This is a genomic window from Methylacidiphilum sp. Yel (genome assembly GCF_004421185.1).
Taxonomy (GTDB): Bacteria; Verrucomicrobiota; Verrucomicrobiia; order Methylacidiphilales; family Methylacidiphilaceae; genus Methylacidiphilum.
Genome location: NZ_LXQB01000030.1, coordinates 26659 through 52502, shown reverse-complemented (window position 1 = coordinate 52502; position 25844 = coordinate 26659). Strand labels below are relative to the sequence as shown.

Annotated in this window: 23 protein-coding genes; 17 read left to right on the top strand and 6 right to left on the bottom strand. The window is 37.2% G+C overall.

Translation table 11 applies throughout. The annotated features are described in order from the left end of the window. Positions 1 to 28 precede the first annotated feature (28 nt). Entirely contained in the window at positions 29 to 688 is a 660-nt protein-coding gene (locus A7Q09_RS05735) for a hypothetical protein (protein WP_134390325.1), read from the top strand. A gap of 30 nt (positions 689 to 718) precedes the next feature. On the opposite strand, the gene A7Q09_RS05730 is transcribed toward A7Q09_RS05735, so the two are convergent. After that, on the bottom strand, positions 719 to 1432 hold the full coding sequence (locus tag A7Q09_RS05730) for a hypothetical protein (RefSeq protein ID WP_134390324.1): 714 nt from the start codon (positions 1430 to 1432) through the stop codon (positions 719 to 721). A 41-nt stretch (positions 1433 to 1473) separates the two neighbouring features. Between A7Q09_RS05730 and A7Q09_RS05725 the strand changes: the two genes are divergently transcribed. Continuing rightward, positions 1474 to 2061 carry a hypothetical protein gene (locus tag A7Q09_RS05725; RefSeq protein WP_134390323.1) on the top strand — a complete coding sequence of 196 codons (588 nt, stop codon included), beginning with the start codon at positions 1474 to 1476 and terminating at the stop codon, positions 2059 to 2061. A gap of 24 nt (positions 2062 to 2085) precedes the next feature. Here the strand turns inward: A7Q09_RS05725 and A7Q09_RS05720 are convergent, their stop codons facing one another. Genes A7Q09_RS05720 through A7Q09_RS05710 form a run of 3 tightly spaced genes read right to left on the bottom strand, consistent with a single transcriptional unit; the run spans position 2086 to position 5807 of the window. Further along, on the bottom strand, positions 2086 to 2754 hold the full coding sequence (locus A7Q09_RS05720) for a hypothetical protein (RefSeq protein ID WP_134390322.1): 669 nt from the start codon (positions 2752 to 2754) through the stop codon (positions 2086 to 2088). Between the two features lie 27 nt (positions 2755 to 2781). Beyond that, positions 2782 to 3708, bottom strand: coding sequence for a hypothetical protein (locus tag A7Q09_RS05715; RefSeq protein WP_134390321.1), 927 nt, complete (start codon positions 3706 to 3708; stop codon positions 2782 to 2784). 47 nt (positions 3709 to 3755) lie between these two features. Continuing rightward, positions 3756 to 5807 carry a GspE/PulE family protein gene (locus tag A7Q09_RS05710; protein ID WP_244228562.1) on the bottom strand — a complete coding sequence of 684 codons (2052 nt, stop codon included), beginning with the start codon at positions 5805 to 5807 and terminating at the stop codon, positions 3756 to 3758. Positions 5808 to 5874: 67 nt separating this feature from the next. Here A7Q09_RS05710 and A7Q09_RS05705 point away from each other — a divergent pair, with 67 nt between their 5' ends. The 4 genes from A7Q09_RS05705 to A7Q09_RS05690 are packed head-to-tail and all read left to right on the top strand — an operon-like array spanning position 5875 to position 9731. Continuing rightward, positions 5875 to 6663, top strand: coding sequence for a hypothetical protein (locus tag A7Q09_RS05705; RefSeq protein ID WP_134390319.1), 789 nt, complete (start codon positions 5875 to 5877; stop codon positions 6661 to 6663). Further along, a complete protein-coding gene (locus tag A7Q09_RS05700; protein ID WP_134390318.1) occupies positions 6660 to 7631 on the top strand; it encodes a hypothetical protein in 972 nt (323 codons plus the stop codon). The genes A7Q09_RS05705 and A7Q09_RS05700 overlap by 4 nt, the downstream gene beginning before the upstream one ends. Continuing rightward, a complete protein-coding gene (locus tag A7Q09_RS05695; protein ID WP_134390317.1) occupies positions 7628 to 8830 on the top strand; it encodes a TrbI/VirB10 family protein in 1203 nt (400 codons plus the stop codon). The genes A7Q09_RS05700 and A7Q09_RS05695 overlap by 4 nt, the downstream gene beginning before the upstream one ends. A gap of 28 nt (positions 8831 to 8858) precedes the next feature. After that, the gene (locus A7Q09_RS05690; RefSeq protein WP_134390316.1) at positions 8859 to 9731 is read left to right on the top strand and encodes a hypothetical protein; all 873 of its coding nucleotides are present in this window, start codon (positions 8859 to 8861) and stop codon (positions 9729 to 9731) included. Here the strand turns inward: A7Q09_RS05690 and A7Q09_RS05685 are convergent. Together A7Q09_RS05685 and A7Q09_RS05680 are read right to left on the bottom strand one after the other, a co-directional pair. After that, complete coding sequence (locus tag A7Q09_RS05685; protein WP_134390315.1) at positions 9698 to 11287, bottom strand: ParB/RepB/Spo0J family partition protein; 1590 nt, start codon at positions 11285 to 11287, stop codon at positions 9698 to 9700. The genes A7Q09_RS05690 and A7Q09_RS05685 overlap by 34 nt on opposite strands. Further along, a complete protein-coding gene (locus A7Q09_RS05680; RefSeq protein WP_134390314.1) occupies positions 11287 to 12183 on the bottom strand; it encodes a hypothetical protein in 897 nt (298 codons plus the stop codon). Before A7Q09_RS05680 ends, A7Q09_RS05685 begins: the two co-directional genes overlap by 1 nt. Positions 12184 to 12625: 442 nt before the next feature. Between A7Q09_RS05680 and A7Q09_RS05675 the strand changes: the two genes are divergently transcribed. The 11 genes from A7Q09_RS05675 (at position 12626) to A7Q09_RS05625 (ending at position 25796) form a co-directional block, all read left to right on the top strand. Beyond that, positions 12626 to 13792, top strand: coding sequence for a hypothetical protein (locus A7Q09_RS05675; protein ID WP_208526691.1), 1167 nt, complete (start codon positions 12626 to 12628; stop codon positions 13790 to 13792). Between the two features lie 23 nt (positions 13793 to 13815). Beyond that, complete coding sequence (locus tag A7Q09_RS05670) at positions 13816 to 14580, top strand: hypothetical protein (RefSeq protein ID WP_134390312.1); 765 nt, start codon at positions 13816 to 13818, stop codon at positions 14578 to 14580. A 67-nt stretch (positions 14581 to 14647) separates the two neighbouring features. Next, positions 14648 to 15439: a hypothetical protein gene (locus A7Q09_RS05665; protein ID WP_134390311.1), complete on the top strand. Its 792-nt coding sequence runs from the start codon at positions 14648 to 14650 to the stop codon at positions 15437 to 15439. 101 nt (positions 15440 to 15540) lie between these two features. Further along, a complete protein-coding gene (locus A7Q09_RS05660; RefSeq protein ID WP_134390310.1) occupies positions 15541 to 15885 on the top strand; it encodes a hypothetical protein in 345 nt (114 codons plus the stop codon). Positions 15886 to 15920: 35 nt separating this feature from the next. Beyond that, a complete protein-coding gene (locus tag A7Q09_RS05655) occupies positions 15921 to 16379 on the top strand; it encodes a hypothetical protein (protein WP_244228561.1) in 459 nt (152 codons plus the stop codon). Further along, the gene (locus A7Q09_RS05650; RefSeq protein WP_134390308.1) at positions 16376 to 16777 is read left to right on the top strand and encodes a hypothetical protein; all 402 of its coding nucleotides are present in this window, start codon (positions 16376 to 16378) and stop codon (positions 16775 to 16777) included. The genes A7Q09_RS05655 and A7Q09_RS05650 overlap by 4 nt, the downstream gene beginning before the upstream one ends. A gap of 45 nt (positions 16778 to 16822) precedes the next feature. Further along, the gene (locus A7Q09_RS05645) at positions 16823 to 19456 is read left to right on the top strand and encodes a VirB4 family type IV secretion system protein (RefSeq protein WP_134390307.1); all 2634 of its coding nucleotides are present in this window, start codon (positions 16823 to 16825) and stop codon (positions 19454 to 19456) included. 24 nt (positions 19457 to 19480) lie between these two features. Then, positions 19481 to 21958, top strand: a complete 2478-nt coding sequence (locus A7Q09_RS05640; RefSeq protein WP_134390306.1) for a hypothetical protein — start codon at positions 19481 to 19483, stop codon at positions 21956 to 21958. A 76-nt stretch (positions 21959 to 22034) separates the two neighbouring features. After that, positions 22035 to 22424 carry a hypothetical protein gene (locus A7Q09_RS05635; RefSeq protein WP_244228560.1) on the top strand — a complete coding sequence of 130 codons (390 nt, stop codon included), beginning with the start codon at positions 22035 to 22037 and terminating at the stop codon, positions 22422 to 22424. 517 nt (positions 22425 to 22941) lie between these two features. Next, a complete protein-coding gene (locus A7Q09_RS05630; RefSeq protein WP_134390304.1) occupies positions 22942 to 23451 on the top strand; it encodes a class I SAM-dependent methyltransferase in 510 nt (169 codons plus the stop codon). A 1685-nt stretch (positions 23452 to 25136) separates the two neighbouring features. Then, positions 25137 to 25796, top strand: coding sequence for a hypothetical protein (locus A7Q09_RS05625; RefSeq protein ID WP_134390303.1), 660 nt, complete (start codon positions 25137 to 25139; stop codon positions 25794 to 25796). Positions 25797 to 25844 lie beyond the last annotated feature (48 nt).

Sequence of the window (25844 nt, the reverse complement as noted above, 5' to 3'; positions counted from 1 at the left end):
GTTACTAATAGCGATCTATTGTTAGAATATGAACTTTATTATCGAATGGCCTAAGCCCTGGAAAAAATGGGCAGATGCAGTTAGCAGTAATCTAATTGATGGATTTTGGATAGAAAGTTATGAAGAATATTGGCCTAAAATCTTTCCCGATGGTTCACTTGTCTATGCTCAAAAAACTAATGATAATCAATGGCTTCTCTTAAGAGAAAATGCTTGGATCGATTATGGATTTGAAAATTTCGACGAGTTTATAGAAGCCTTATTGTCGAAAAGGATTGAAGCTGACAGGGCTTCTAAAATAATTATGCTAGGAAATTACAGGAAACTGCCAAGAGTAAATTATTTAGGATCCATTCGTGGTTCTATTCTGATCAATGGGCAAAAAGCAATGCATTTTCTCTTTATTAATGATAATGAATTTCATAATGTGCGTTTGTTGGCGCATAAAATTGATCGAGATTGCGTTGTTGAAAGAGAAATCTTTTTTCAAGAGTTTATCGATAAGCTAAAAAGTATTTTTTTGAATAATGAAGACAATAGGATAAAACTCATTCGGATAGGTATTTTTTTAGGGTTTTTTACGGCTATTTTTTCTCTCATAGCTTTTTTTTGGAAAAAAGGAATCTTTTTAGCCATTCTTTCTCAAATCGCTTGTCTTTGGATCTTTTGGAGAATAGGAAAAGAATAGATTCTTCATTGTTAAATTATTTTTTAGATGTTATTGATCTAGAGAAACACTCTTGTTTCTCAATTCTATAGGGATTAAAGCATTACTTTTTTCCTTATTCTTATATAGAGATTCAATAAAATTTAAAGTAGTAACATTATCAGTTATAAAATAATATGGATTTTCTTCTTCAGAAAATAAGGAGTTGTAAGGTAAAAAAAACTCCTGAATTTTTTTTGCTTGCTGATTGAAAGTAGCTGGATCATCAACAAAGGCATTTCTTTTACCAACAATTGGAGCATAATCTTCAAACCAAAATTGAGTTGATTCATAATAACACCAACCCAAAAGGGGAGAAAATGGATGAACCATTGATGATTCATTTGACCGATTGTTTTTAAAATAAAAATAATTTTGTAAAAAATGTGAGCATGATTCGATAACTGCCAAGTTGATTATAGTACAAGCGATAAAGGAATAATGCCAAGATGAACTAAGATTTTCAAAAAAAGAGAGATTTTTTTCACTAAGTCGATCGACTGTTGTGTGAACGCCAAAAAAGCAGGGTAATGAAGGATAGATAGATGTATACTGACAAAATGGCTGAATCATATCCTCTGAAATGATAATAAGGTCTGCTTTAGCTAAGCGTGGATGACCAGAAAAAAAATGGAGAAATTTTCCTGGATCAAAATACGCAGGGAATATTGTTTTAAATCTAAAATTATCCAAATAGTCAGTTGGGTTAATTGGTTGAGATTGCATACTATTATAAATAGAAAATTAAAAGAATTTTGTTAAAACTAATGAATGTTTTTGCTTCATTTTCATCATCAAATGGTTTTTTTTACCACACAGAAAAAGTCATTCAAGAAATACTCTGGGAAAACACCATCAACACATTGCCACACTTATTGCCTTCTATTCCTGCTAATCTTTTAACTTTTAACCAATTCCCAAATAACAAAGCAATTGAATCAATTCCCATAGAAGGAGGTTGGTTAAACTTGTTAGTTCATCCAACTCAATGGCCGAAAGATCTTTTGCAAGTGTACTACGAAGATTTATTGGTTTTATTTTCTTGTGTAAAGTCAAAAGAAGTTCAGCAAAACAATTTACAACCTATCGCCCTCTGTCAGTATGTACAAACTTGTAAAAAAAAGAAAATGGTTCTTGAAAACAAAAATTGTCCATTTAATTGTATGGGGATTTGTGCTATGGGAACATTCCAAAATCAATCTATTCCAGTAGAATCATTAAATCATGATTCCATAGGCTACTATTTAGGACTTACCAAGCAACAGATTCAATCCAAATTAAAAATTGCAACAGAATATTTAAAAAACGCTCTCAAGCAAAAGAAAGCATTTTGTGAACTGCTTTCCAATAGTTGAAATAAATTAAATTACAATTTTTGTTTATCGAATCTTTTCCTGTATTTTCTTTTGTTCAAGTAGAGTATCTGAGTGATAAATTCCTTGTATTAGCGAAGGATTTAAGCCTTCAGGATTAAAAATTGGGGCCTCTTCCTTTTCTTTTTCAAGAGACTTCTGGTTTTGTTTCTCATCAAATGCTTTCTGCCAAAATTCTTGTTGTAGAAAAGGCCCTTTTCCTATTCCAGGAATATTCCAATAGGAAGGTAGGGAATGGGGGGTTGTTGTTTTTTGATTCACCATACTATTGGCTTTTTCATCAATTCTTTTCCAATCCAAAGAGCTTAACCTTTGGTCATTTCTTTCTAGACACCTACAGGTACACATTCCATCCCATTTTTGAGGGTTTGAAGCTGAATCTATTCCCTGCTTCAGCTGTTCTTTAGCAGAAGCTCTAGTCAAGCCTATCGCATTTAGTGTCTGAATATTGGATAAGGCTCCAATGGAATTCTTTGAGATAGAGTTTTGCTGGACAGGAAGGGATCTGTTATCGCTTTCTTTGTTTCTATTTGTTGTTTTGTTTGTTCTCTCATCCATAATATCCATAGGGGATATGTTCATTGAAATATGATCAAATGATTGAATATGCGCCAAAGGCTTTTCTTCTCCTCCCTGATGTGCGGTTAATTCTACTCGTTTGTTTTGTTCGTTCATTGTGCATCCTCCTTTTCTTTTAAATCTTTATCGCGCAATTTCTTCTTTTTTATTTAAATAGGAAAGCAGGGGTCGTGTTTGAAAATTGGAATTAGAAACTGAGGAAAAGTATTCAGGGAAATAAAAATCTCTATTGATTGGATGCTGATAATTTTGAAGCTTCGTATAAAACCTTTCAGAATTTCTTATATTTTCTATTTTCTCAGTAGGGGCTTTTAACTTTTCTACTATTTTTTTAAGCTTCTCACCAATTCTTTCACCCATAGAAGAGCCAACAACCCATCCGAGCCATCCTCCCATGGGTTTTCCAATCAAAGGAATTCCACCAAGGACATTTTCTCCCAACTTTTCGCCTATTTTTCCAATTCCCACAGCTGTCGCTCCTTTTATAGCCGCCTCACTCATATTAAACATAGCCTCATCAATTTTCCCATGCGCCAACGATTGCATGGATCTGTAGACTCCTGGACCTGCAATTTCGGCCCCTAAAAATGCTGCGTACTTTGGACCTCCTAATCGAGTAATCGTTTTTACAACTCTTAATAAAAAAGAATCCGGCTTATCCATTATTTCTCTATTCTGCAGCTGTTCTATTGCTTTTAATTGCTGTGTTGTTCCTTCATTTCCCATAGCTACAATGGATCCTGAATTTTTAACATTTTCTTTTTCAAGAGGAGCAAAAGAAAATGGTTCTTTTTTTATCTCTTCTACAATTTTACCAGGATAATTTGTTTGATTCTTTGAAAACTGAGTATAGGCTCCATATCCAGCTCCTAGTCCTAATACATTAGGTAAAACAGTAGGCATCTCTTTGAAAGTGTTTTCATCAACATTAGGAGAGGACTGATCAAGGATACTTATTTCACGAAAACTTGGAGTAAGAAAGCGAGCATTGAGAAGAGAAGACAATGGCAAGCCTCTAGTGGCATTAAGATGAATTTGAGGATTATTCATACTTATATAGTGTTAGGCGATAGTCCAAAAAAAATTTAGATAAAAGATCAACAGAATATGCTAGAATATGAGCGAGAAGAAAGTAGGAGCAAAGCTTCTTCTTTGGATATCACTCCTGTAAAAAAGAGCTCTGTAGCTTGAATAGCTAATGGCTTAAATCCTCTACTTTCATTATGAGCTCGTATTCGATTAGGGCTTGCACCATTTTCAATTAAAGAAATAATTTCACTATCGAATGGAAGAAGTTCAAGAATCGGCATCCTTCCAGCCGTCCCTGTTCCTCTACATGCTTGACAACCACTAGCTTCTGCAACGACAGGCTCTGCAACCTGACAATTAGGAAAATATTTTAAATCATCTGTCGTGGCTTTTCTTATTTTTTTACAATAAGGGCATAATTTTGAAACGAGCCTTTGGGAAACAACCAATTTCAGAGCATAAGATACAGCAAGCCTATCAATGCCAAAACTCTGAACCATTCTTTCTATTACCCCCACAGGATCAGTTGCATGAATAGAGGAAAATACGAGATGGCCAGTTAATGCTGAATCAATAGCAATCCGAGCACTTTCCATATCACGTATTTCCCCAATCATAATAATATCTGGATCTTGTCGAACTATTCCTCTCAGAGCAGTGGCAAATGTAATTCCGGCTTTTTCTCTAACTTCGATTTGCATGGCATCGGGAAAATGTTTTTCAATAGGGTTCTCAATGGTAATTATTTTTTTTCTAGGAGAACTAATATGCTGTAGCATAGCATAAAGAGTAGTTGTCTTTCCACTTCCTGTTGGTCCCGCGGAGATAAACATCCCCTGTCCATTCGCTAAAAACCACAAAAGAAAGGAATGCTCCATTGGCGGCAAATTCAAATCATCAAGGGTTGGAATCCGAGAAGAAAAAATGCGAATGGCTGTATGCTCTTCCATCCCTTGGCCAATTACAATACTATACCGTTGGTCATAACGTATCCCTTTGTACTGATAACTACTACTTCCGTCTTGAAATATCCCTTTCTGATCGGCAGCCATATTTCCAAAAAGCTTAATTCGATCCAATAGGATCTGATATTGAAGTCTGCTTAGGGGAGCTTGTTCATAATAATCACCGTCTATGCGGAAACGCACTCGCACATTATGATCTTTAGGTTCCAGGGAAATATCGCTGGCTCCCATATCAATGGCACTGCTCATGATAGCATGATAAAGAGTGATTCCTGTTTCGTTAAAATGACCTAAATCTACTTGAGGCCATTCCCTTACGTGAAGAGGATCTCCTGGTAAAATTCCTTTAATTTTGTTTTCTTTTTCAACCAGAAGAAATAGTTTTTGGAAATAACCAGGAGAACAAATCACAAGTTTGATTTTTGTTTTTAAAGCTTCAATCAGTTGATCTTCTAGTTTAGAATTAAAGGCTTCTGGTGTAAGAACCCAAGAGCAGGTAGGAGACTTCCTCCATAAAAGAGCATTTTCAAATCCTTTTATGGCTGCACAAGCTTGTACAGCTCCTTCTGGAATAATAATTTTTGGTTCGGATCCAAAAAGAATTTGTTCAAGAATATCAGCTACTCGTGGATACAATGATGATTCTAACCTTAATAGTTTTAACCACCTTTCCTTATCTTCTTGCTCCCAATCAGGAAACCCTTCTACCCCTCTTTCCCTTTTCAGAAAAAGATTGGCCAAATCGCTAGGATGTAAGAGATAAAAAATTCTTGGTTTATCTGGGAAATTAATTGCAGCAAAAATTTCAACCTCATGTAAGCGAAAAGGATTGAGAATACCGATGACATAAAATGGACTGTCCCATAAGATTATCGCATTGAATTCTTTTTCTAGCTTCTTGCCTACAGAATAGAAAGCTGAAGGGGGCAAGGGATGATCTCTATCAGCAGGATATAGGGGTGGCCATCCATTACGATTGGTGAATGATTCCGACCACTTTTCCCATGAAAAAAGGGTAGAAAATCGTAAGATCGCTTTTTCTAGATCAAAGAATGGGTCAGATTTTTTCCACTCTTTAAGATTTTCTGCAACTATCAGCCGTTCCTTGAGAAGAAAGTTTTCAAAATCGTTTTGAATAGGAAGACAATGTTTCATTTGCATAATTTGTGCGTTTGTTGGCGCAAAATATTTTCTGTAATGGCCTATTAATACTTTGATTATTATGAGTTTTGTTTTTCGAAACCCACATGAGGTCAATCCTCCTGAAAGAGAAAGGGATGGATTATACGGTGTTCAAAGAATAAGGCTACCCGCTTTTTTAAGAACCATATGGGAATGGAAGGAAGATCTAGCTGTTGTAAACAGTTGGCTTCTGCTTTTCTGTTTATTACAAGCTATAGCGATCATATTTCTTGGTATTGCACTTTATCTGAAGATTCATGAGCCAACTCAAATGATTGTCGATCTACCAGGATATGTTATTTGGCCAAAAACTGAAATATTTAAATTAAATGAAAACATGATTTTTTCTTTTATTCAGGAAGTGGGTAAAGCTCTTTATGAAGTAAGCCCTGGCTCTTATTCTCTTTCAACAGTTGCCGATCGCGTTTCTCCCAAGGTCGCTGCCGCATTTAAAGAAGTCTATGTTCCACTGGCGATGAATGGTGGAAATGGAAAAAGAATTGTATGGAATTTGAGAGAAGTGCGTAAATATAACTCTCCAAAATTGCCAAGCTATTTAATAGTTGCCGGAAAATGTGATCGGGCTTGTTACCAAATTCAAAATGGTATGCCAGATATCACAAGTGAATCAGTTGTTATTCTCTTTTATATCAGTGAAGGCCGCAACACACCGATGAATCCTTTAGGATTAAGACTCGAAGGAGTAGAAGAGTTTCAGGGAGCAGAAGCAGAAAAAATCTGGTCGTATACAGTACCAATAGTTGGTTCGCCTGAAATATTGAAAAAAGAACCTATTTTACCTTCAAAGAAAAGAGGCTCCGAAAAATGAAAAGAAAACTCTTTGTCTTTTTGATACTACTGTTTGCCTCCATTGCCAAGAGTCAACAAATCGATCCGCTTGACTCTAGAAATGCTCTCAATGCATCGTTTCAGAACGGAAACATAAATTCAAATCCTTCACCTCAAATTGCAGAAGAAGATGCTCCCCCTGTTATTATCAATGGTAAAAAGGCAGAAGAATTATCTGAAGATGAACTGCTCCAGTTTCTTCAACAAAAGGTTAAAATGATTCATCAGGAAGACGGTCAGGTAGAAATTCTTCGAATTTCTCCAGGATATCCGCTAGCCATAGAATTTTCAGAGCCAATAGTTGGATGGGAGATTGGAGACTCTAAATTGATTCATATAAGTAAACAGGGTGTAAAACTAATACTAAGATCTCTCGATACCACGGGTGATACCTCTCTTTTAGTTTTTTTTCAAGGAAACAGAACGAGAATTTATCATATTTTTGTAGAAGCAGATTTCCAAAAGGCATTGAGCCTTATTCGAGTTAGCCCTTTTAGTAAAAATAGTTCTTTAATGCCCACACAGCTTGTTACTTATTCCATAGGAACAGAAGAATATATCTCTTCAGTCAAAAGTGTGGCTCAAATTATCACTAACTATGATCTTTTGGTTAGAGAAGGTTCTTTAAAGCCGATGGATGTGAGCAGAATGGCAATATTTAAACGTTCAAAACTTACTGGTTTTGATTATTATTATCTTTACAGATTTTCTTCTGGTCTATTAGCAATTTCTTTCGCATGGAAAAATCTTTATCCATATCGGGTAAGGCTAGATGAGTCGACTTTAAGGGTAGCAATTGGGCAAAGTCGCTTTATACCCGATTACGTATCATTAAATAAGTTAATTGTACCTCCTGGAGGAATGACTAGTGGCTTTTTGATTATCTCTAATCCTCCGTATTCTCCAGATCAACCTTTTTCTTTAATCTGGAAAGAAAGTAAAAAATGAAAAAGTTTCTTAAAAACAAATTTTTTCTAACCATTGTAGGCATATTATCTGTAGCCACTTTTTACAATATCAAACCCATTCATCTTGTCTCAGAGGTGATGTATAGGATTATTGAGTCTGCAAGATATACCTATTTTAGAGGAAAAGTTCTACCTTTAGATTCAGAGAAAAAGATAAAGAGTGAGGCTCAAGAACAAAAAAAGAACGTCATTGTACAAAAAGGGGAGAAATCCAAGCTAAAGGCGGTTATTCCCGAAGAAATTGTACAGGCTAAAGAAAAGATTCCAGAGCCAACCCTTCCTCCAACCCAAGTGAAAGCCCCTCCAACTTCTAAAGACAAAAGTTCCCTTGGAGTTTTAGAACAACAACCTCCTAACAGACTTGCTCCTGTTCCTCGCGGTATAGTCGATCAGAAAGCCTTGGCTAGGGATTCTCAAGCTTCAGATCAGCCGGTGATCATAAAATGGGCAAGAAAAAGATATCTTTTCCGAAATCTTTCTCTTTCAGCCCTTGAAACTAATGGAACTGAGGATAAAGGAGGCTCAGAAGGACCATTTGCAAATATTGATATTAACTCGTTCTCCCCACAAGGTGAGATGATAGAAGCAGCCTTGGTAAATTCTGCTTTTAGTTCTAACACAGATGTCGATGTTGTAGGGGCAGTTTGGCTTCCCTTTTACTTTCAAGGGAATCTTCTTCTTGAACCTGGTGATCGATTGATCGGCACTTCAGGCGGAGGAACAGCTTTAAGAGATAGAATGATGGTCCATATCGACAAAATTATCTTTAAAGATGGTAGATCATTACCAATTCAAGGAGTCGCCCTCCATACTGATGGGACAGAAGGAATCAAAGGATACAGAGTTAGTGAATATGGCAAACAACTTTTAGGACCAATTTTAGCAGCCATGGGTCAAGCTTTTCTCTACGCCATGGAATATCAATCCTTTAACTATTATATGTCTCCATATGGACTCACTCCTTGGGGTCTTTATGGTCAGCCAGCTTACAATGGGGCAAAACAGGCAATGATGTTGGGTGGAATGTATGCAGGGACTAACGCAATGCAACAGATTATGAACATTCTTGCTCAAGATATTGAGCAATACAAGCCCTATGTTTTTGTGCCAGCAGGAACTAGATTTAGGGTTTTTTTGAAAAGTTATATGGATATTTCAAAAGCTGATTATGGGAGATGAAAATTCATAATCCACGATTCAAATTAGTATGAATATAAAATTATATACACTTTGTGCTCTTGTTGTTTTTCTTGTTATAGGTTGTGTTTCGCAGAAAAAAACAGCTTTGCCAATTGATCCAGCGTTAATACAAAACAGTTACGACTATACTAAGCCATATGATGTTTATGACAGGAGCAAACCTGCATATGTTCTTCCGGTTATAAATACTGGATGGGCAAAAGCGAGAGTAGATCCTAAAACAGGACAATGGATTGGTGGACATTATGTAGGCACCGTTATTGATCCTGGACACTGGGCTACTCTCGAAGAGGCTGAGCTCTCTGGAAAACCTTATATCAGAGCGGATAATGGACAAACGATCGTTCCTAATCCCAACGAAGACAACCCTCCAAGCAAAGATAATGGAGTAGAAATAGATCTTGTTAGTATGAAAAATAGGCTAGAAAAAATGGAATCTAGCTTGGCAGAATCCATTCCTTCTCCTGAGTATAAAGAGGCCGCATTAATGAATGCGTTAGAAAAAAAATCACAAAGCAAAAAATACAGTTCTACCAATTTTCCTTCCATTGTAGTAGGAGATCCAGATATGGGAACCATCGCCCAACCTTCAACCTTTAATGTAACTAAGACATCATCCTTTATTACTGTTGGGGAAGAAGGACTCGCCGTTAAAAATACAAAAAACCAAGATTTAAAAAAATATAATTCTGCATTAACCACGATAGAAGTTCCTCTTGGGAAACCAGGACAGAACTTTGTCGTTAAAACTCCAAATGGTGGATTTGTGGTGGTCGAATTTTTACCTAATCGAAAAGTTAAAGTGTTATACAAAGGTCATACAGTAGAAAAGATTGCTCCACCAGATCAAGATGTTGTAGTGATTTCTGTGCCACAATAACTTATTTTTTTCTTGATTAGAAATGAATTTGACTGATTGACAGATTGTATTTCATCGACAACTTTAGAAACATCGATGGATAAAATCTTACAAATGCTGATAAGATGAGGAGGAAGATCATTATAACTATTTAAAAAAAGATCCGTAGAAAGGAATAAATCTAATAGGATTGCCTTTGACTCCAATTCATTGATATCCTCTAGCATTTTTAAAGATTCTTTCATTGTGCCAAGCTTATAATTGTGTCTTTGGAATACAAAGGTAGAAACCTCTCTTGGTAGAACTCGTAGTGCCAGAGATAAAAAGATATTATAGGATCGATCAATATTCTCTGTTTTTATCTTATCACACACTTTGGATATGAGAGAAGAACAGCTCAAATTTAAAAATTCTTCTTTCTTTTTTCTCTCTCTTTTAGCCTCTTCCTTTTCTTTCAATTCTTTGATTGCTTTCGCTGCAAAGGTAATCCCTTGTCTTTGTAAAATAAAAAGCGCATCTTCCTTTTTAACAAGCCTATGGATGGTTCCAATTGGGCTCCGTGCCAAGTACTGATGCAAAAGTGGCTTACTATCCTTTATAGTTAATTCTTCAGCTAATAAGGATGCCCATTTTCTTTCTTTTTTATCCAAATCACATGTAGAATCTATATCTATAAAAGGAGAATCCATTTTAAGTCTAGATGTTCCTGGAACAAAATGTCTTATTGATTCTTCATCAAAAAGTATTTCTCTGTTTTCACTTTGAGCTTTATAGCATTGAAAACGCCAATCAGCTTCTCTCTTTTTTGCAAAACATTCTGGATCTGTACAGACCATATCATCTTTTACATCCTCGAATAGATCTTCTGAATTGCCTGTTCGTTTAGAGCAATCAAGACAGCTTGGAACACCTGGAATCAAATCGGGTTTTGAAATGGAGAAGTTTGCTTTTCTTAAATCAAGAAGAAAATTTTCTAACACCATCTTGGCTACTTGAGCAACGGTTAAAGATTTTGCGATCGCTTCAGAAGCAACGACAGCCCGTAGTTGAGGTATAGGTATTCTAGCTATATACCATCCTGCGCGTTTGGCCAATTTCCCAGATATTATCGCCTCTTTTGCCGCTTCAGGTAGAGACAATAGGGTAACCATTCGACTGATATAATCTCTACCCTTGCCTATGACTGAGGATAATTCCACAATAGTCATCCCTCCTTGCAAAAGATTTTTGTACCCTTCAGCCTCTTCTATAGGATTAAGATTTTGCCTTTGAATATTCTCAATTATTCGTATTTGAAGAGCCATTTTTTCATCCATCGGATGAATAAAACACTCAATAAATTCTTTGTTCAGTTTCTTACAAGCTCTCCATCTTCTTTCTCCTGAAACTATTTCATAATAGTCTTCTTCTATTGGTCTGACTAGAATAGGATGAATGAGTCCGATTTTTTCTATACTTACTGCAAGTTCTTCGATTTTGTCTTCTTGAAATTGTTTTCTTGGATTCTGTTTGGATAACTTAATTTTTTCAATTGGAATTAATGAGATAGAAGAAGACTTTTGAATTTTCGTTTTCATTATTCGTAATCTAATGAAGGGTCGTTATAAAAATTGACGTTTATCATTGTAGAGGGTATTCCAGTAGGCAGGGGATGTCGGATGTTTAAAGTTTCAAAAAGGAAAAAATCTCTTTTAAGTTGACTTAGAGATTTCTCTAAAAGTTGTAGAACCTTCTTTCTAGAAAGTCTTAATTTTTGAGCAATCCAGGCGGTAGGTCTTTTTTTAGCTCCTTCTCCTTCAAAGCCAAAGAAGTATAAAACTATTTTTCTAGAAATATCATCTAAATGAGACAACGCAATATAAAGCTTCTGCAGCTTTTCTTCTTTTTCTTCTTCTTGAGCTGTATTGTCAGGATAAACCAAAAGGTCAATAAGAGACGTTTCAGAGTCGTCTGAGACAAAAAAATGAAGGCTTAAATCTCCAGAATATACATGGAGTATTTTTTCCATGTCATGGAGAGAACATCCATACAATTCAGTGATCTCTTCAACGGTCAGTCCTTGTTCTAAAAATCTCTCTATTTTTCTATACGATCTGTACATCGACGCTGGTCTTCGAACTGTCGCTCTACAAGCATTGGCATAATTTCTAACTCTATTTCTCACATGATGAATGGCATAATCTAAAAATCGAATGTTGAAATTCTCATTCCATTTTTCAAGAGCATCAAGTATTCCAATCCATCCAACGTTTTCAGCATCAGGCCATTGATCAGCTAAATTTGGTAAATAAAAACGAGCTACTTGCTGTCTTATAGGTAAAGAATGTTCAGCAAGCCAATCCAAGGCTTCCGCATCTGCAGCTTTTGCTTTAAGAATCAGTGGAAGTTCTTCCTTGAATTTCTGTTCATAGTGAGTAGAATTTTGTTGTTGATTACTAACAATATCCAAAGATTTAGTTAGTTTGGTTCTCATGAGAGTATTTGGTTATAACCATTGTAAATAAGCAGAGATTCTCGGCAAGAAAAAAATACCATTGTAACAACATTGTAACATTTCTGTAACATTTGATTATTTTTTATCTTATTTTTTTAAATATTAAATTTGATTTTTATTATTCCGTAATTCTTTATGACCTTGCTTTGGGTTTATTTTCAGCCATCTTAAGCTTTCAAATAAATATTTTTTCTGTACTCGATCGAATCACTCATTTCTTATGAAAGTAATTCGATCCTTTTTTTTCTTTTTCGTTTTTTCTCCTTTATTTTTTCTTCCATCGGTTAAAGCGGAAAATGTTGAGGTTTATTCCCGGTCATATTCCTATGACCTCGCTCTCAAGCTAAGCCAACAAGAAAGTGAAATTTTTTCTCTTTTTTACACTCAGGCCACTTCCTTTTTTTATAAGGCTTTTCCTTTTTTGATCGGATTTCTTTTAGCTGCTGGAGGACTGAGAATATTTAGAAAAAAAAGGATCTGTTTTTTAGCGGTCGATTATCTTCTTTGCGTCCTCATTGTAATGACTGTTCTTTCTGGAATCCCGAAAATAGTTTTTGATCCGATAGAAGGAATTATCACGCAGGGGCTTGTTAACTACATCGGTCAGCTTAATATAAAAGGAATGAAAATTGAGGGGAAGAATCCTAGAGAATGGTGGGATAACTGGTTGTCTAATTATAAAAGCTCTCTTGGATCAAAATTTGCATTAGAATATAGTGTAGAAAAGAGCCAAGGGATTTGGAAATACTTCCCGCACCGATATGAGGAATTGGAAGCCAAAACAAAAGAAACCGTTCAGAAATTTCTTCCTTATGACTATCCATCAGAAAAAATAAAAAAATTACTTTTCTTTCTGCTCATTGTTGCAGGTAAAGGATTTTTTCACTCTGTTCTTTTCTTTTCCTATATCCTTTCACAGCTTTCTCTCTTCTTCTATCTTTTAACCCCAATTGTACTCAATTTTATCGAAGAATCTCTTATGCTTCTTTCCCTTTTTCTCTTTTTGTGTTTTGGATTAACATTGCCACTTAAGCTAAATACACAGTTGATGGGACAATCCTACCGATTTTTCCTTTTATCGTTCCTTCCTAATTCCCTTTGGATCATCCTTTCTTTTTTGTGTTATCTCTTATTTACATCCCTTTATGGAGCCATTTTTGACGAAGGAGGAGGCTTCTTAGCTTTCTTTCATTCTTCTAGCCATGATATACGGCATGCTCTGAGTAAGACTTACTTTTTATTTTCCTTTTTAGAATTTTTGCCTGAAACCTTTCGGATAGTTTTCTTAGGATTTTGGGAGCTTTCATGGGAGGCTGGTTTTTACTGTTTAGTCTGTTTTTGTTTGGCTTTGTTTCTTTTCTTGGGGATTACTATCCCATTGTGGGTAATGTTCAGGACGATATCTTTGACAAATAAAGCGCCAACAGTTGCATTGAGATTATTTAGAAAGATTCGCTACGGCTTAGGAAAAACTACCTATAAAATGATTTCAAAAATCAAAAATCTCCCCCTATGTTTTCCAGAAACAGAATTTTTCTCTTCAAAATCTAAGAAGGAACCTAAAAAAGATCCTGCATCCTATTCATAAATGAAAGAAAGGAATGGAATATAATGAGAAGAACAACGATTTTAATCAAAAATCCCTTAACGGTCTCAAAACTGAGTCTATTTATTCTTTGGGCGTATGTCTCATTTTCATTTGCTCTATGGGCTGATGATGGATCAGATATAAGCCTTCCTTTGAAAGTCTCAAATCCATCTGCTCATTCTCTTCCTCTAAAAGGAGATTTATCGAATTTATCCAATAAAGAAAGCAAGCCTTTAAAGAAAAATGAAGCTAATCTCATTCCAAGAGAAAACAAATCGATAGACAAGATAGGAGAAAATAAAGAACAAATCCAGAAGGAATTGCCAACACAATCAATAATTCCAAATAACGAAAGCTTTCAACCGATAGTTTTGGATTTTCGAATCACAGAACTTATGGAGCTTAAACGAATAGCTAGGGAGATCGGAGGCAATTTGATAATTACCATTGAACCTGTAGGAATTACTGCCGCCGATCTCATCATTCCTTTAAGAAACTCTGGATTGTTTAATGTTGAATCAAAGGATGGAAAACTTTTCATTGTATATTCCAATGGCCAACAACAAAAAAAGGCATATGAAGAGGAAATAGCAGCTCTTTCAAGACGACAAGCAGCTCTGCTTCGGAATATAGCGGTATTGCAGAACTTGGCAACTTCTGAGAGTTCTTCCAAGCAAACCTCTTCAATAGAATCCATTGATTCTATAGAAAAAGAACAAAAAAATAATGTGCAATCGATGGCGCATATCCCTCCTAACACTCAAGAAGAATATCCTTTGCCAAAATAGCTCCAAGCTTCGAATTGTTTTATCAAAGAAAACTTTTTGATTTTTAAAATGGAAGATCAATTCAGCTATGTCTAAAAAAGGTCAAATTCTGAAAGGCACTTTAGCTTGGGTCTTCCCTTTTTTGTCGTTTTCCATGTTTTTCCCTTTTATTTCGAATGCAAAAGAAATACCTGATTATTTAGGGAAGGGAAGTAGTTTATTTCTGCCTTTCAAAAGAAAAGAATCGAGTTATTTATTAAAAAATAAAACAACTACTAGAGAACAAAAACCCGCTGCAAGCATTGTTCCAAAGAACCCATTTTTAAAATCACAAGAGGATCTATTCGTTCAAGGATCTTTTGAAAAGAGATTTTCGTATCGAACAGAAAAATGGATTGTTTTGGTTTGTTGGCTTAAGCCAGATGGGGAAATCTCCGAGTCTTTGCCAATCTGGATAGATAAAAACAAAGACGGCCACTATTTTCTCAAAGCCTCTGTGGACATTGGAGAAGAAATTCAGCCCAACTTTGGAGAAAATCAGACTGTCAGCTTATGCCAAACATTAAGTCTTTTCCATTCAGACAATGGGGAAATTAAGCCTATAGCCTCACCAATTTGGATAATTATCCAATCCAAAGATAACAAAAAAGAAGAAATATGGACTGGAGAAGGGGGATGGGAAGCTTCTTCTAATTTATTCGATTTCAGAAACGTTTATTCTCCTTTTAAATCTTTTTTGAGAAACAATAGTAATCCCATTTATAAAAAATTAAATCAATATAAATGGCCAGATATAGTTTTATTTCTTCAAAAAAATGACGACGAGACAAACAAACAGATAATGGAAAACCCAGATCAAATTCTTCTGAATTTTAAATAAAAGGACGACTCAATCACCTCTTATTTCTTTTGTTTTCCCCTTCTTAAAAATTTTTTTTTAACAAAAGTTATATTTTCTTTTTTCATTCCTATTAAGAAAGTATGAAAACAAGATACTATTCTTTTCAGCTACGACTTATTATTGCTATATTAAGCATCTTTAGTTGTTATGTTATTAATTCTTCTATTTCTTATGGTGCCGGAGGGACCGGGGTTCTAAATGTAACACCTCTTAATGGAGCTGATGCTGAAGGATTTACTACATTGCAACAATTGCAGATGGCCTTTTCAGATTACGGCTATCTTATTTCTCTTTGCTTATTGGTATTTGGGGGTGTTATGTGGTTTTTTAACAGACCAGCTTTTACAATTGGCGCCTTGGTTGCTGCAGCAGTAATCTATGGGGGACCTCATCTTGCTAATGGAATTCGAGCTGTTTCTCAATAAGGCTTATTTTTATTTAATTAAAGGAAATGATTCTGATGAGCAGAGAAATCTTTTGGAGTTGTTATTTGTGTGATCCCCTGCAACAGGCTCTTTCTCAAATATGGGGATTTCAGTCTTCCCTTTTTCTTTCTTTCTTATCTCTTTATACTGTATATCTGGGGATCAATCATGCATTGCATACTGTCGAAATGGAAAGATGGGGAGCATTTGTGGCTGGTTCGATAATTTTACTAACAGCCCAAACACTTGGATCAATCTACTTTAATGTTATAAACAATTCGAGTAGCTCCAATAATCAATCTGATAATCTAATTCCTGGATTTATAAGCTCTTTGCAAGATTATTTATATTGGATTAGTCTATCTTTACTAGTTTTTGGTGGTTTAATGCTTTTTTTTAGACGCCCTGCTTTTGCTATAGGGGCAATAGTAGGTGCAGCGGTCATCTATGCCGGTCCTCATTTAGTTCATGGTTTATTGAACAGCACAAAATGATGAAAAATCCATCTAATCTTTTTCTTACAACATCTTTACCTTATTCAACATTCAATCAAAATACCGACAAAGAAAGGGATAAAAATGGCCTACCTGTATGCAAATCTGTGGGATTAATTAATGAAAAAGAAACATTCTTGGGATTGGAAGGTCCATTAATCTTCGTTCCTGCTGCTGCCTTTCTCATTGTTCATAATCATTCTCACAACTTTTATTTTTCCCTATGTGTTTTCGTAATAATCTACGCATTTATTCGAGTCTTTTTGAGTGATAAACCTCCACATTTTTTACGCTTTATCATCGATTATCATAGAGTCCCCAAAATTTATGAACACCGGTTTTTTAATGTTCAGTTATCTTATAACCCTGCATCAATATTTGAAGAACATATCCCTTAGTCTTAAATCCTTCATAGAAGATTTCTTTTTAAACGCAAAAGCTCTATGAAAAATTTTGTTTCCCCCTTACGATTATTTGTAAAGAGTCAGCTCTTTACTAAAAAGAGAATTCCTTCTTTCATAGACTGGGCTGATGCGTGTCCTTATGCGGGACTGTACGATAGATATATTATTGACAAATTTGGTGCGGTTCACGCCTTTTACAGGACCTACTTTCCTCAAGCCGATATAGCCAGTCCTTCTCGTCTTTCCGATCTACAGAATCAACTTAGGCTTTTGCTTACTCAGCTTCCTCATGAAATCTCACAAACCCAACATATTTTTACATGCAATGGAGACTATGGTCCTCTGTTAGAAGCATTTGCTAGTATTCCTTCTGATCAACAGCTAAAAGAATTTAGAGAAAGAAAAGCAAAAAGACTTTTTCAACGGATGGCTAAAAGAAAGCTTGTTAGGATTGAAACCCACACGATTTTGACGGTTGCCCCCTCTAATCAACTGAGTAAAACTGAATGGTTTTTACGTATTGGGAGTAGAGAGAGTTCGGAAGCTGTAAGAAAAAGGATCTCAAAAACACAATTTGACTCAGCAATCTCAAGTATAAAAGCAGCTGAAGCTGTCTTTGCAGAAATATTAAGAAAAGCCTCTGCACGGTTTTTCCCTCTGGATGCTTATGAAATAGCGGATTATTTTTTTAGGCTGTGGAATCCTGGATTAGCTGTCGAAGAGACAATGAAAGTAAATTACGACTACGACAGGATGCCCTTTGTGGATGCCTGGATGGTTCAAGAAGTAAGGATTGATAAAGAGATGTTACAAATTGGGGATTACTACCATGGATTGGTCTCAATGGTTGGATTACCCTTGGAAACGCGCCCCAGAGATATGGAAAAATTAACCGTAGGATTACCCTTCCGTGATGTTCGTGTAAGTCTTGTGGTTAGGAAGACCGATAAAATAAAAGAATTAGAAAAACTGAGAAAACGTATAGACTGGGCGGATCAAAGGATGCGCCTTGGTTTAAACCTTATTGATATGCTCTATAAACCTCATGAAAATAGAAGGGAATCGGGTATACAAAATATCGAAGCATGGATGCAAATAGAAGAAGCTCAGAATCTGTTAAGAGACATTCGTTCGGGAGAGGATGATCTTCTTCAAATCCAGCTTACCATTCATTTTTGGCATAAACAAAAAGAAGAGATCAAAAAAAGAGCCAAAATATTGCTTAATCGTTTTGGGGATCTCTCAAGGGCAAAAGGATGGATTGAACAATCGAGCCTTTTACCGGTGTTAATGAGTGAAATGCCGGCCGTTTATGCCCCGCTTACTCGGCCTCTTCTTGTAAGAGGGCAAATGGCAGCGGATTTGATGCCTATTTGCAGAGGATTAGAAAGCGATGAAAAACCTGTTTATCTTTTTGGAAACACGACAGGAGGTTTAGTTCCTCTTGATTTGGAAGACAAAAGAAACGAAGGTGCTTCCATGCTTTACATAAGCGGAGTAAAAGGGTCTGGAAAAAGTGCATTAGCACAACTGATTGTTCTTAGACATTTTTTGGAAGGTAGTATCCTTGTGATTTTAGATAAAGGCAACAGTTATGATAGACTCGTTGAACTTTGCGGTGGAACAACTATCAGACTGGACATGGCTATCCCAAAGTGTTTCAACCCTTTTGAGGTTTATACTCGGAGGAATAAAAGCGGAGAACTGTCAGAGCCTTCAGATTATGAACTAACCAAGGTGGTCAGTTGTTTGGAAATACTTGCTACTTCTCAAAGAGGAAATAGCCTGAGCATCGAGGAAAAAAACATTCTTGAATCTTTAACAAGACAAACTTTCTCTAATGCTGTAAAAAATAGAGCTTTTTATGTAACGCTAGACGATTTAGCACGCCAAATGGCTTATAGATCCGATGCCAAATTTTTGGCTGAATCCCTTAAGCCTTTTATTGATGGTAGGTATAAAAATTGGTTTAATGGCACCACACAAATTCATTGGAAAACTAGAGTAGTCCATTTCGATTTTGAATATATATCTAAGGAGAAGGATTTAGCAACCGCTCTCATTCCAATGGCTGTCTTATTCGTGTCAGATATTATTCTATCCAACCCCAATGTTTTTAAAATTTTGGTTTTTGGAGAAATGTGGCAACATGTATCCAATCCTGCTACGGCCAATTTGATTATAGAAGCTTTTAAAACCTACAGGAAAAAAAGATGTGCGGTCATTGGAGAATCTCAAGCTATCCTGGATCTTGGGGATGATCCATCAGTTGCGAAAGCTGTCATACAAAATGTTGACACTTGGATTTTATTTCCTCAAGGAAGCGAACATCATATTGAATATGCTGTTAAAGAACTAGAGCTCACGCAAGGTCAAAGGGATCTGTTAACTCATTTACGATCTGCGGCTAGGGTTCATACAGATGGCGAAGTAGAACTATGGAGAGAAGCTTTTTATCTAAGGGGAAGGGGGCCTGATGCGCTATCCGGGGTTATTCGTGCAGAAATTGAGCCAGAAGAATATTGGTTAACCACAACCACTCCTAATGATTTTCCAGCATGGAATGCGGCCAAAGCAGCCTTCCCTGGTGACATTCGCCAAGCACTGGAAGCACTATCTATAAAGTATCCATTAGGCATTAGAGAAGAAAAGACAAAAGTAGCACCAGTTTAGTCCCCTTGAGTCTTGGATAAAAAAATGAAGCAAATTGTTCTTCTCTGCATCTTTTTGCCTCTAAATTTTGTCATCGTTTCCCATGCATCATCCTTAGGCAAGAAACTTCCAGAAGAAATCGATCTCAATCCCATTTTAGCAGAATCTGGATGGTCAGACCGCTCATTAAAATGGATGATAGCCAGTGGAGAGTCGAACCATTTCATCCGAAAAGATTGGATGGATAGCGAAATTCTAAATTTTCTAAAAAGAGACCAAGTACTAAACCTTATTCAAGATGATCTTCTTCGAGGAGATGGGCTTTTAGCTGATGCTCTTTCTGAAGGATTCCATCAATTAAGGGTCGGAAGTGACACAGCTAAAAGAGAGGTTTTAGGGATTGCTCACGATGGGAAATCAAAGCTTTGGATTTCCTTATTATCTAATCCCCAAGCCATTTCGACATTAAGAAACTATTTACTTTATACCCCTAATAGTTATCCACCTGTCTTATTTGCGTTGAAAGATTGGGAAAATGGTGCTCCAGATGCCCTTCCAGACTTGGTTATGGAAACGCTCTTAAAAGCCGTAGATATAAAGCCAATAAAGATGAAAAATATGGAAGAAAATTGGGAAGTGGCTAGAAGGCTTTCCAGAATTGGAAATGATGGACGAGGAGCATATTTTTTAGCCTCCACTTATCTTAAAAACGAAGATACTTTTTATAATGCATTTTGGGATAATGTTTGGGAAGAAGTCAGAAAGGATCCTGTTTTGTCCCATGAATATTCTTATCGGCTAGAAAGAAATAGAAGAAGTTGGGACACTTTATCTAGATTATTCAAGCAAGCCTTACACTCCTACGAAGGAAAAGATTTTTTTATTCATTATCTTGTTGGTAATACTGCGATAAAACAGGAACTGAAAGGAAGGCCTTTATGGCTATGGGAAGCTTTAATGGGTAAGAAAACTCCATTTAGAATTGATCTGGCAGAGGAAGCTTACAAACGATTCTTAATCTGTGTAGATAAGGACCCCAGATTCATTGATTTTATTCTTTGGCATCTTACTCGTCCAGCTGAAGCAGTCTCTGAAGCTACAAGAGAGGCTCTTTGTCAAACTCTTAGCAAAGAAGAAGCAATTAGTAAGCTAGCAATGGAATGGATATGGGAAGCAGGACCGAAATGGGAAGGGGAGATCCAGAAAAGTAGCAGTTGGAGTTTATGTGAACAAACTAGAAATGCGACTCCTTCTTCATTAAGAAAAGCTTATCAAAACGGTCAATTGACTAGAGCGGATCTTTTTTCCATAGGCGATGCAATAGGCCATTATTTATTAAGAAACGATGAAGCATGGGCGGATCTTGTCTATTCAAAAACAGGAAAGGCACCTATCATTGAAAAATTTTTTCCTCTTCTTATCCAGTATTCTCCAGAGTGTGCTTTAGCCTGGCTTGAAAGTATTTTGAACAATGATCAAGAATTGTTTGATGCTTTTGGCAGATGGATTTGTAATCAACCCGAACACAAAATATCTGTAGAACAATATGACTCGTGGCTTAAGCGAGCGGAGGATCAATTAAAGGAAGCTATTGAAAAAAGAGAACCTGTTTTGGGAGAAGAAGCTCAATACTACATCGATTCTTTTGTTAAATGGGCGATGGGGCCGGGTTGGGAATACATAATAAATAGGCTTTGGGTGGAAACGATCATTCCTGAGTCGTTAAGAAAAATTTTAAAAAATCGCTGGTTAACTGACAAAGAAGAATTTTGGAAATGGTACCGAGGAGTTTGTGCTCTACCTGCAGCAAAAACTGTGAAAGAAAGAGTAACCAACATTCTTGTTACGGGAAAAGAAATGGAACTTATACTTCAAGGGATAGCTTCGTGGAATTATGAGCTGGCTGATATATGCGCAGCTAATTGGGATACTATTTGGGAGGATGAAGAAAAAAGAAAAAGGGTTCTTGAAGCGATTATTGAGTGTGATGGACTTAGCGATCTGAATAATGTCCTGGTTTTTGCCACTGAAAATACTTTGGAAAGAGATGAAGAAAAAAAAATTGCTCAAAAAATTGCCATTGCCAATGGTCGAACTCTCACAGAAGATCTTCGAGAAGTCATCGCTCAAGATCCCGTGATTATGCGAAATCTTCTTCCGAGGTGGTTAGAAAGTCCTCAATTCGCCGAACATTGGAACAGATCGGTATTTCTCATAATTAAATATGGAGGTCAGGCACCTATAGTGGCTCAATGGATGTTATCCAAAAAAGAAGCAATGGAAATGTGGACTGATTCCTTAGCTACAACCATGAGAGAAAATCCATTTCTTTTACAAGCTATTATTACTCATATTAGCAAGTCCATAGGGGGAGAGATTAGTTGGGAAAAAGAAGTTCGGAGAATAGAAGAAGCAATTATGGATGCCATTCTTTCGGACAGAATTTTTTGGGAAAACCTATTAGTAGATAAAACAGGAGGAATAGACAATGAGTCTCAAAAAATTCTGTATGAGCTTCCATAAGGGATACTTTTTTTTATCATGTTATTTTTTGATTAATGGGTGTTCCACTCAGGTTTACAATCGATATGATGGGCCTATGGCTCAAACCGGTGATAATCTTGTACGCTATGGGAGTATTGGTGGAGCAGGTGCTGCTGGTTTTTTTGCGGGAAAAGAAATTGGAAAATCAAATGCAGCCGGAGCTGTTGGAGCAGGAGTTGGAGCTGTTGGAGCTTATGCTCTTAACAAATATTTTGACAAAAAACGAATGACTGCTTACCAACAAGGAGTTATTGATGGAAAAAATGAGGCTGCAGCAGAAATACTTAACGAAAAATGGAAACGTGAAGCTGAATATGGATTACCTGCAGAAGGGAAAAAAGTCAATACTCCAACCTACAGAACCAGTTACATTCCTTCTAGGAAAGACGAGGCAAGCGGAGTGGAATATCCTGGCAGCTACCAGACCATTTCCATTTTTCGATGATTTTTCTATTCAATCCTCTTAACTTTAATATCAAACCTTAAAACCTCTTTGGACTACCTTATACTTTAAAGAAAAAGAGCTATAGAAAGAGAGGAAGAACCTATTAATCATTAATTATATTAATAGATCTATTTTGATTTATGATCAAAAAGCCTGTAAAAATTTTTGTGTTGATAAAACTCTCCAGAGAAAACCAAAATCATGAAACATTAAAATAAGATTTTTTCCTAATGTTATTTTCTCCAAAAGGAGACTTTAGACCATTATTTTATTTAATATATTAAATATCTAAAGCTCATAATGCTATTAAAATTTACGGATGAGTTCTTTAGTGAATAAAAATTTTTTTTAGTTTTTTATGAAAGTTCTAAAAGAAAAGAATTCTAATCCTAATCCTAAAAGTCTGCAGCCACAGAATGAGACAGATGTAAAGAATGAAATAAATTTTCTGTTCTTTCTGCTTCTTTTATTTTCGTGCTAGAGTTTTTTTCAAAATCCATTATTCCTTAACTCCCAATTGTCAGCCGCAATTTATTTAAAACCTTATAAATTTACTAGAGATACTTTTACAGATAGAATTCCTTTTTGGAGAGAAGACCTCTCTGAATTCAAAGGAAAGCCAAATCTTACTTATCTTGAAATAGGCGTTCATGAAGGCAGATCCGCACTCTGGATGCTTGAAAATATCTTAACGGATCCCACATCCACCATAGTCATTATAGATGATTTCGGGGAACATTCCTACAATACCTTCATTTCCAATGTCTCTCTTTCCGGACAAGCCTACAAGTTCAAGATTTTAAAAGGATTGTCTACAGACAAAATTAAAGAAGTACCATGGAATTCTATTGATATAGCCTATATCGATGGATCAGGAAGAAGTGATATAATGTTAGCTGATCTAATCAACGCTTGGGATAGAGTCAAACAGGGAGGGGTGATTATTTGCAATCGATATTCAATGACAAAACACTTAAGATGGGCTTTGAATGCTCCAGCAGGGGTCTTGGACCTGTTGGAGCAATAAATGCTTTTTTGGAGCGATACAAGCCCCATCTTAAAATCGTCAGATTTATGTCGAACTTTGTCATCGTTCGCAAGTTAACTGAACAGGACTCAAAACAAGTGTCAAAGACTTCTGAATGATTGTCTAACAGTCGTTAGTGTATGGATAGAGCTGAAGATTCAAAATTTATATATGATCAACTTTTGAAGTCTCTATTAAGAATTTTCTTTTTAAACTCTTCACTTTAAAGATTGACATAGTTTGTATTTAGAGCATAAAATCCTGTCTCTGAAATCCAGCCACTTTCTTTTCAACAAATTTGCGCGGGAGTCCTCGCCTTTTAAGGCGGGGAGGGATAGCGCCGCCGCACAGCGGCGATGCTTTACAACTGAAACATAATAATCGTGAACATGAATGAATTGCCAGCCACCCAATCGCTGAGGTGCAAACTGAAGCTCCTGCTCACTAAAGAGCAGAAGGAGGTGGTTCTGCCCACGGCGTTGGCTTACCGTAACGCCCTGAATCACGTATCCACTGTCGCTTTTTTGGGCGGGAAGATATCGCAAGGCATGAAACTGCAAAGGCTGGTGTCCCAGGATTTGCGCGAGAGGTTAGTGCTGCCAGCTCAAATGGCATGCAACGTGCCCAGGCAAGTGGCTGCGGCCTACAAAACCCTCTGGGAACGCTCCAAAGCCGGCGCGGCCCATAAACTAAAGGCTGGATCGGCCCGGCGCTATAAGGGTCTCGACAAGGCACCCAGATTCACTGCCATAACCATGACTTTGAACCATTGCCAGGACTGGTCCTTGGGCAAGGAACAAACGGTCAGCATGGGGACTTTGGGCGGAGGCATCCGGTGCCGATACGAAGGATGGAACCGGCATCTGGAGTGGATGGCGCGGGCCCAGGGAGCATGGCGTCACACTGGGCGGGGCCCTACTCTGGCAGGACCTTGCATCCAGGGCATGGTATCTGCTGGTGTCCGTCGAAAAGGCTTTGAACCGGAACCCGCAGGCCTCCATCACCACGGTCAAGGGTGTGGACATGAACCGCCGGAACATCGCGGTGGAATCCAATGCCCGAGGCAAATGTCGTTTTTATCCTGGTGGACACCGAAGGCACCTGACCAAGCGTGCCGCCAGTACACGAAGTGCGATGCAAGCGAAGGGCACTCGCGGAGCCAAAGCGGTTTTGCGGTGATTGGTGCGACGAGAAAGACGGCTGAACGCAGACACGGCGCACTGTGTGAGCAAGGCCATCGCGGAGCCCCACGCGATGGTTGGCATGGAGTGGCTGAAGGATATCTGTCATCGAACCGAGCGCAGACAGTCGGAGAAGGCAAGCGAAAAGCGCCGCAAGGGGAGCACTTGGGGTTTTGCGGAGGTGCAAGCCAAGACGGCTTACAAAATCCGGCTGTCGAGCGGAGTGCCGGATTGGGTGGATGCGGATTACACCAGCCAGAGACGCCCGGTTTGCGAGCATGTTGGGCGGGAGAATCGGCCCAATAAGGGACTGCTGTTTGTATGCTGGATGCAATCTCCGTCCTTTAGGACGGAGTAGTTGACTCCTAAGATTGGCAATAACAGGGGCTAAAGGCTGGATCCTAATGTCAAGAAGTGGGTTGACTGATCCTTTAGAGGATTGAAACCCTTAACAAGTGGAGAAGCAGTGACTCATCTTCAAAACCACAAAAAAGGACGAAAAGAATGAAAAAACTAACAATCCAAGCTCTTTTGTCCTTCATGTTAGTAAATATTGTACTGAGTACTTTTGCTTCTGATTGGCACTATGGAATTAGAGCTTCTATTTTTTGGATAGGGGAAAGAGCAGCGTGGATAGGAGCGCATTTTAGTCCACCTGGAACTATGAGCTCTTGGGATCCTCACTGGAGAGACAATTATGGAGGAATTGATCATCCCATCCAAAGGATAGGGTATTTCCCTGCAAGGTTTGCTCCAACAGAAAACCCTTTTTATGTCGCCTTGCCATTTAATGATACATCGAGTGCGAATAGAGAGCTTTCTAGAAAGTTTGTTCCCGTAGCATGGACTAAGAGAAATGGTTCGAAATGTTTTGGGAGATGGATAGAAATAAGAGTACCAGCCACGGGCAAAAGGTGTTTTGCTCAATGGATGGATGTAGGGCCATGGACAACTGATGATGCCAGTTATGTTTTTGGACATAGTAGGCCAAAGGCTCCTTATGGAATTGATGTTTCGCCTGCGGTAAGAGATTATTTAGGAATCCATTCTGGAGATAGGGTAGATTGGAGATTTGCAGATGAACAAAATCTGCCATTTGGTCCCTGGATCCAAGCGAAAGAAGAAGCAATCATTTTTCAAGCTATTAAAAGGAAACTCCATTGATGATTCTTTTCTCGGGACTATAAACTATAATTAGTTTAGAAAAAGTTT

What these genes read in the sequence shown, in the direction of transcription:
- A7Q09_RS05735 (WP_134390325.1), top strand. Translation starts at nt 29, where the DNA reads ATGAACTTTATTATCGAATGGCCTAAGCCCTGGAAAAAATGGGCAGAT.
- A7Q09_RS05730 (WP_134390324.1), bottom strand. Translation starts at nt 1,432, where the DNA reads ATGCAATCTCAACCAATTAACCCAACTGACTATTTGGATAATTTTAGA.
- A7Q09_RS05725 (WP_134390323.1), top strand. Translation starts at nt 1,474, where the DNA reads ATGAATGTTTTTGCTTCATTTTCATCATCAAATGGTTTTTTTTACCAC.
- A7Q09_RS05720 (WP_134390322.1), bottom strand. Translation starts at nt 2,754, where the DNA reads ATGAACGAACAAAACAAACGAGTAGAATTAACCGCACATCAGGGAGGA.
- A7Q09_RS05715 (WP_134390321.1), bottom strand. Translation starts at nt 3,708, where the DNA reads ATGAATAATCCTCAAATTCATCTTAATGCCACTAGAGGCTTGCCATTG.
- A7Q09_RS05710 (WP_244228562.1), bottom strand. Translation starts at nt 5,807, where the DNA reads ATGAAACATTGTCTTCCTATTCAAAACGATTTTGAAAACTTTCTTCTC.
- A7Q09_RS05705 (WP_134390319.1), top strand. Translation starts at nt 5,875, where the DNA reads ATGAGTTTTGTTTTTCGAAACCCACATGAGGTCAATCCTCCTGAAAGA.
- A7Q09_RS05700 (WP_134390318.1), top strand. Translation starts at nt 6,660, where the DNA reads ATGAAAAGAAAACTCTTTGTCTTTTTGATACTACTGTTTGCCTCCATT.
- A7Q09_RS05695 (WP_134390317.1), top strand. Translation starts at nt 7,628, where the DNA reads ATGAAAAAGTTTCTTAAAAACAAATTTTTTCTAACCATTGTAGGCATA.
- A7Q09_RS05690 (WP_134390316.1), top strand. Translation starts at nt 8,859, where the DNA reads ATGAATATAAAATTATATACACTTTGTGCTCTTGTTGTTTTTCTTGTT.
- A7Q09_RS05685 (WP_134390315.1), bottom strand. Translation starts at nt 11,287, where the DNA reads ATGAAAACGAAAATTCAAAAGTCTTCTTCTATCTCATTAATTCCAATT.
- A7Q09_RS05680 (WP_134390314.1), bottom strand. Translation starts at nt 12,183, where the DNA reads ATGAGAACCAAACTAACTAAATCTTTGGATATTGTTAGTAATCAACAA.
- A7Q09_RS05670 (WP_134390312.1), top strand. Translation starts at nt 13,816, where the DNA reads ATGAGAAGAACAACGATTTTAATCAAAAATCCCTTAACGGTCTCAAAA.
- A7Q09_RS05665 (WP_134390311.1), top strand. Translation starts at nt 14,648, where the DNA reads ATGTCTAAAAAAGGTCAAATTCTGAAAGGCACTTTAGCTTGGGTCTTC.
- A7Q09_RS05660 (WP_134390310.1), top strand. Translation starts at nt 15,541, where the DNA reads ATGAAAACAAGATACTATTCTTTTCAGCTACGACTTATTATTGCTATA.
- A7Q09_RS05655 (WP_244228561.1), top strand. Translation starts at nt 15,921, where the DNA reads ATGAGCAGAGAAATCTTTTGGAGTTGTTATTTGTGTGATCCCCTGCAA.
- A7Q09_RS05650 (WP_134390308.1), top strand. Translation starts at nt 16,376, where the DNA reads ATGATGAAAAATCCATCTAATCTTTTTCTTACAACATCTTTACCTTAT.
- A7Q09_RS05645 (WP_134390307.1), top strand. Translation starts at nt 16,823, where the DNA reads ATGAAAAATTTTGTTTCCCCCTTACGATTATTTGTAAAGAGTCAGCTC.
- A7Q09_RS05640 (WP_134390306.1), top strand. Translation starts at nt 19,481, where the DNA reads ATGAAGCAAATTGTTCTTCTCTGCATCTTTTTGCCTCTAAATTTTGTC.
- A7Q09_RS05635 (WP_244228560.1), top strand. Translation starts at nt 22,035, where the DNA reads ATGGCTCAAACCGGTGATAATCTTGTACGCTATGGGAGTATTGGTGGA.
- A7Q09_RS05625 (WP_134390303.1), top strand. Translation starts at nt 25,137, where the DNA reads ATGAAAAAACTAACAATCCAAGCTCTTTTGTCCTTCATGTTAGTAAAT.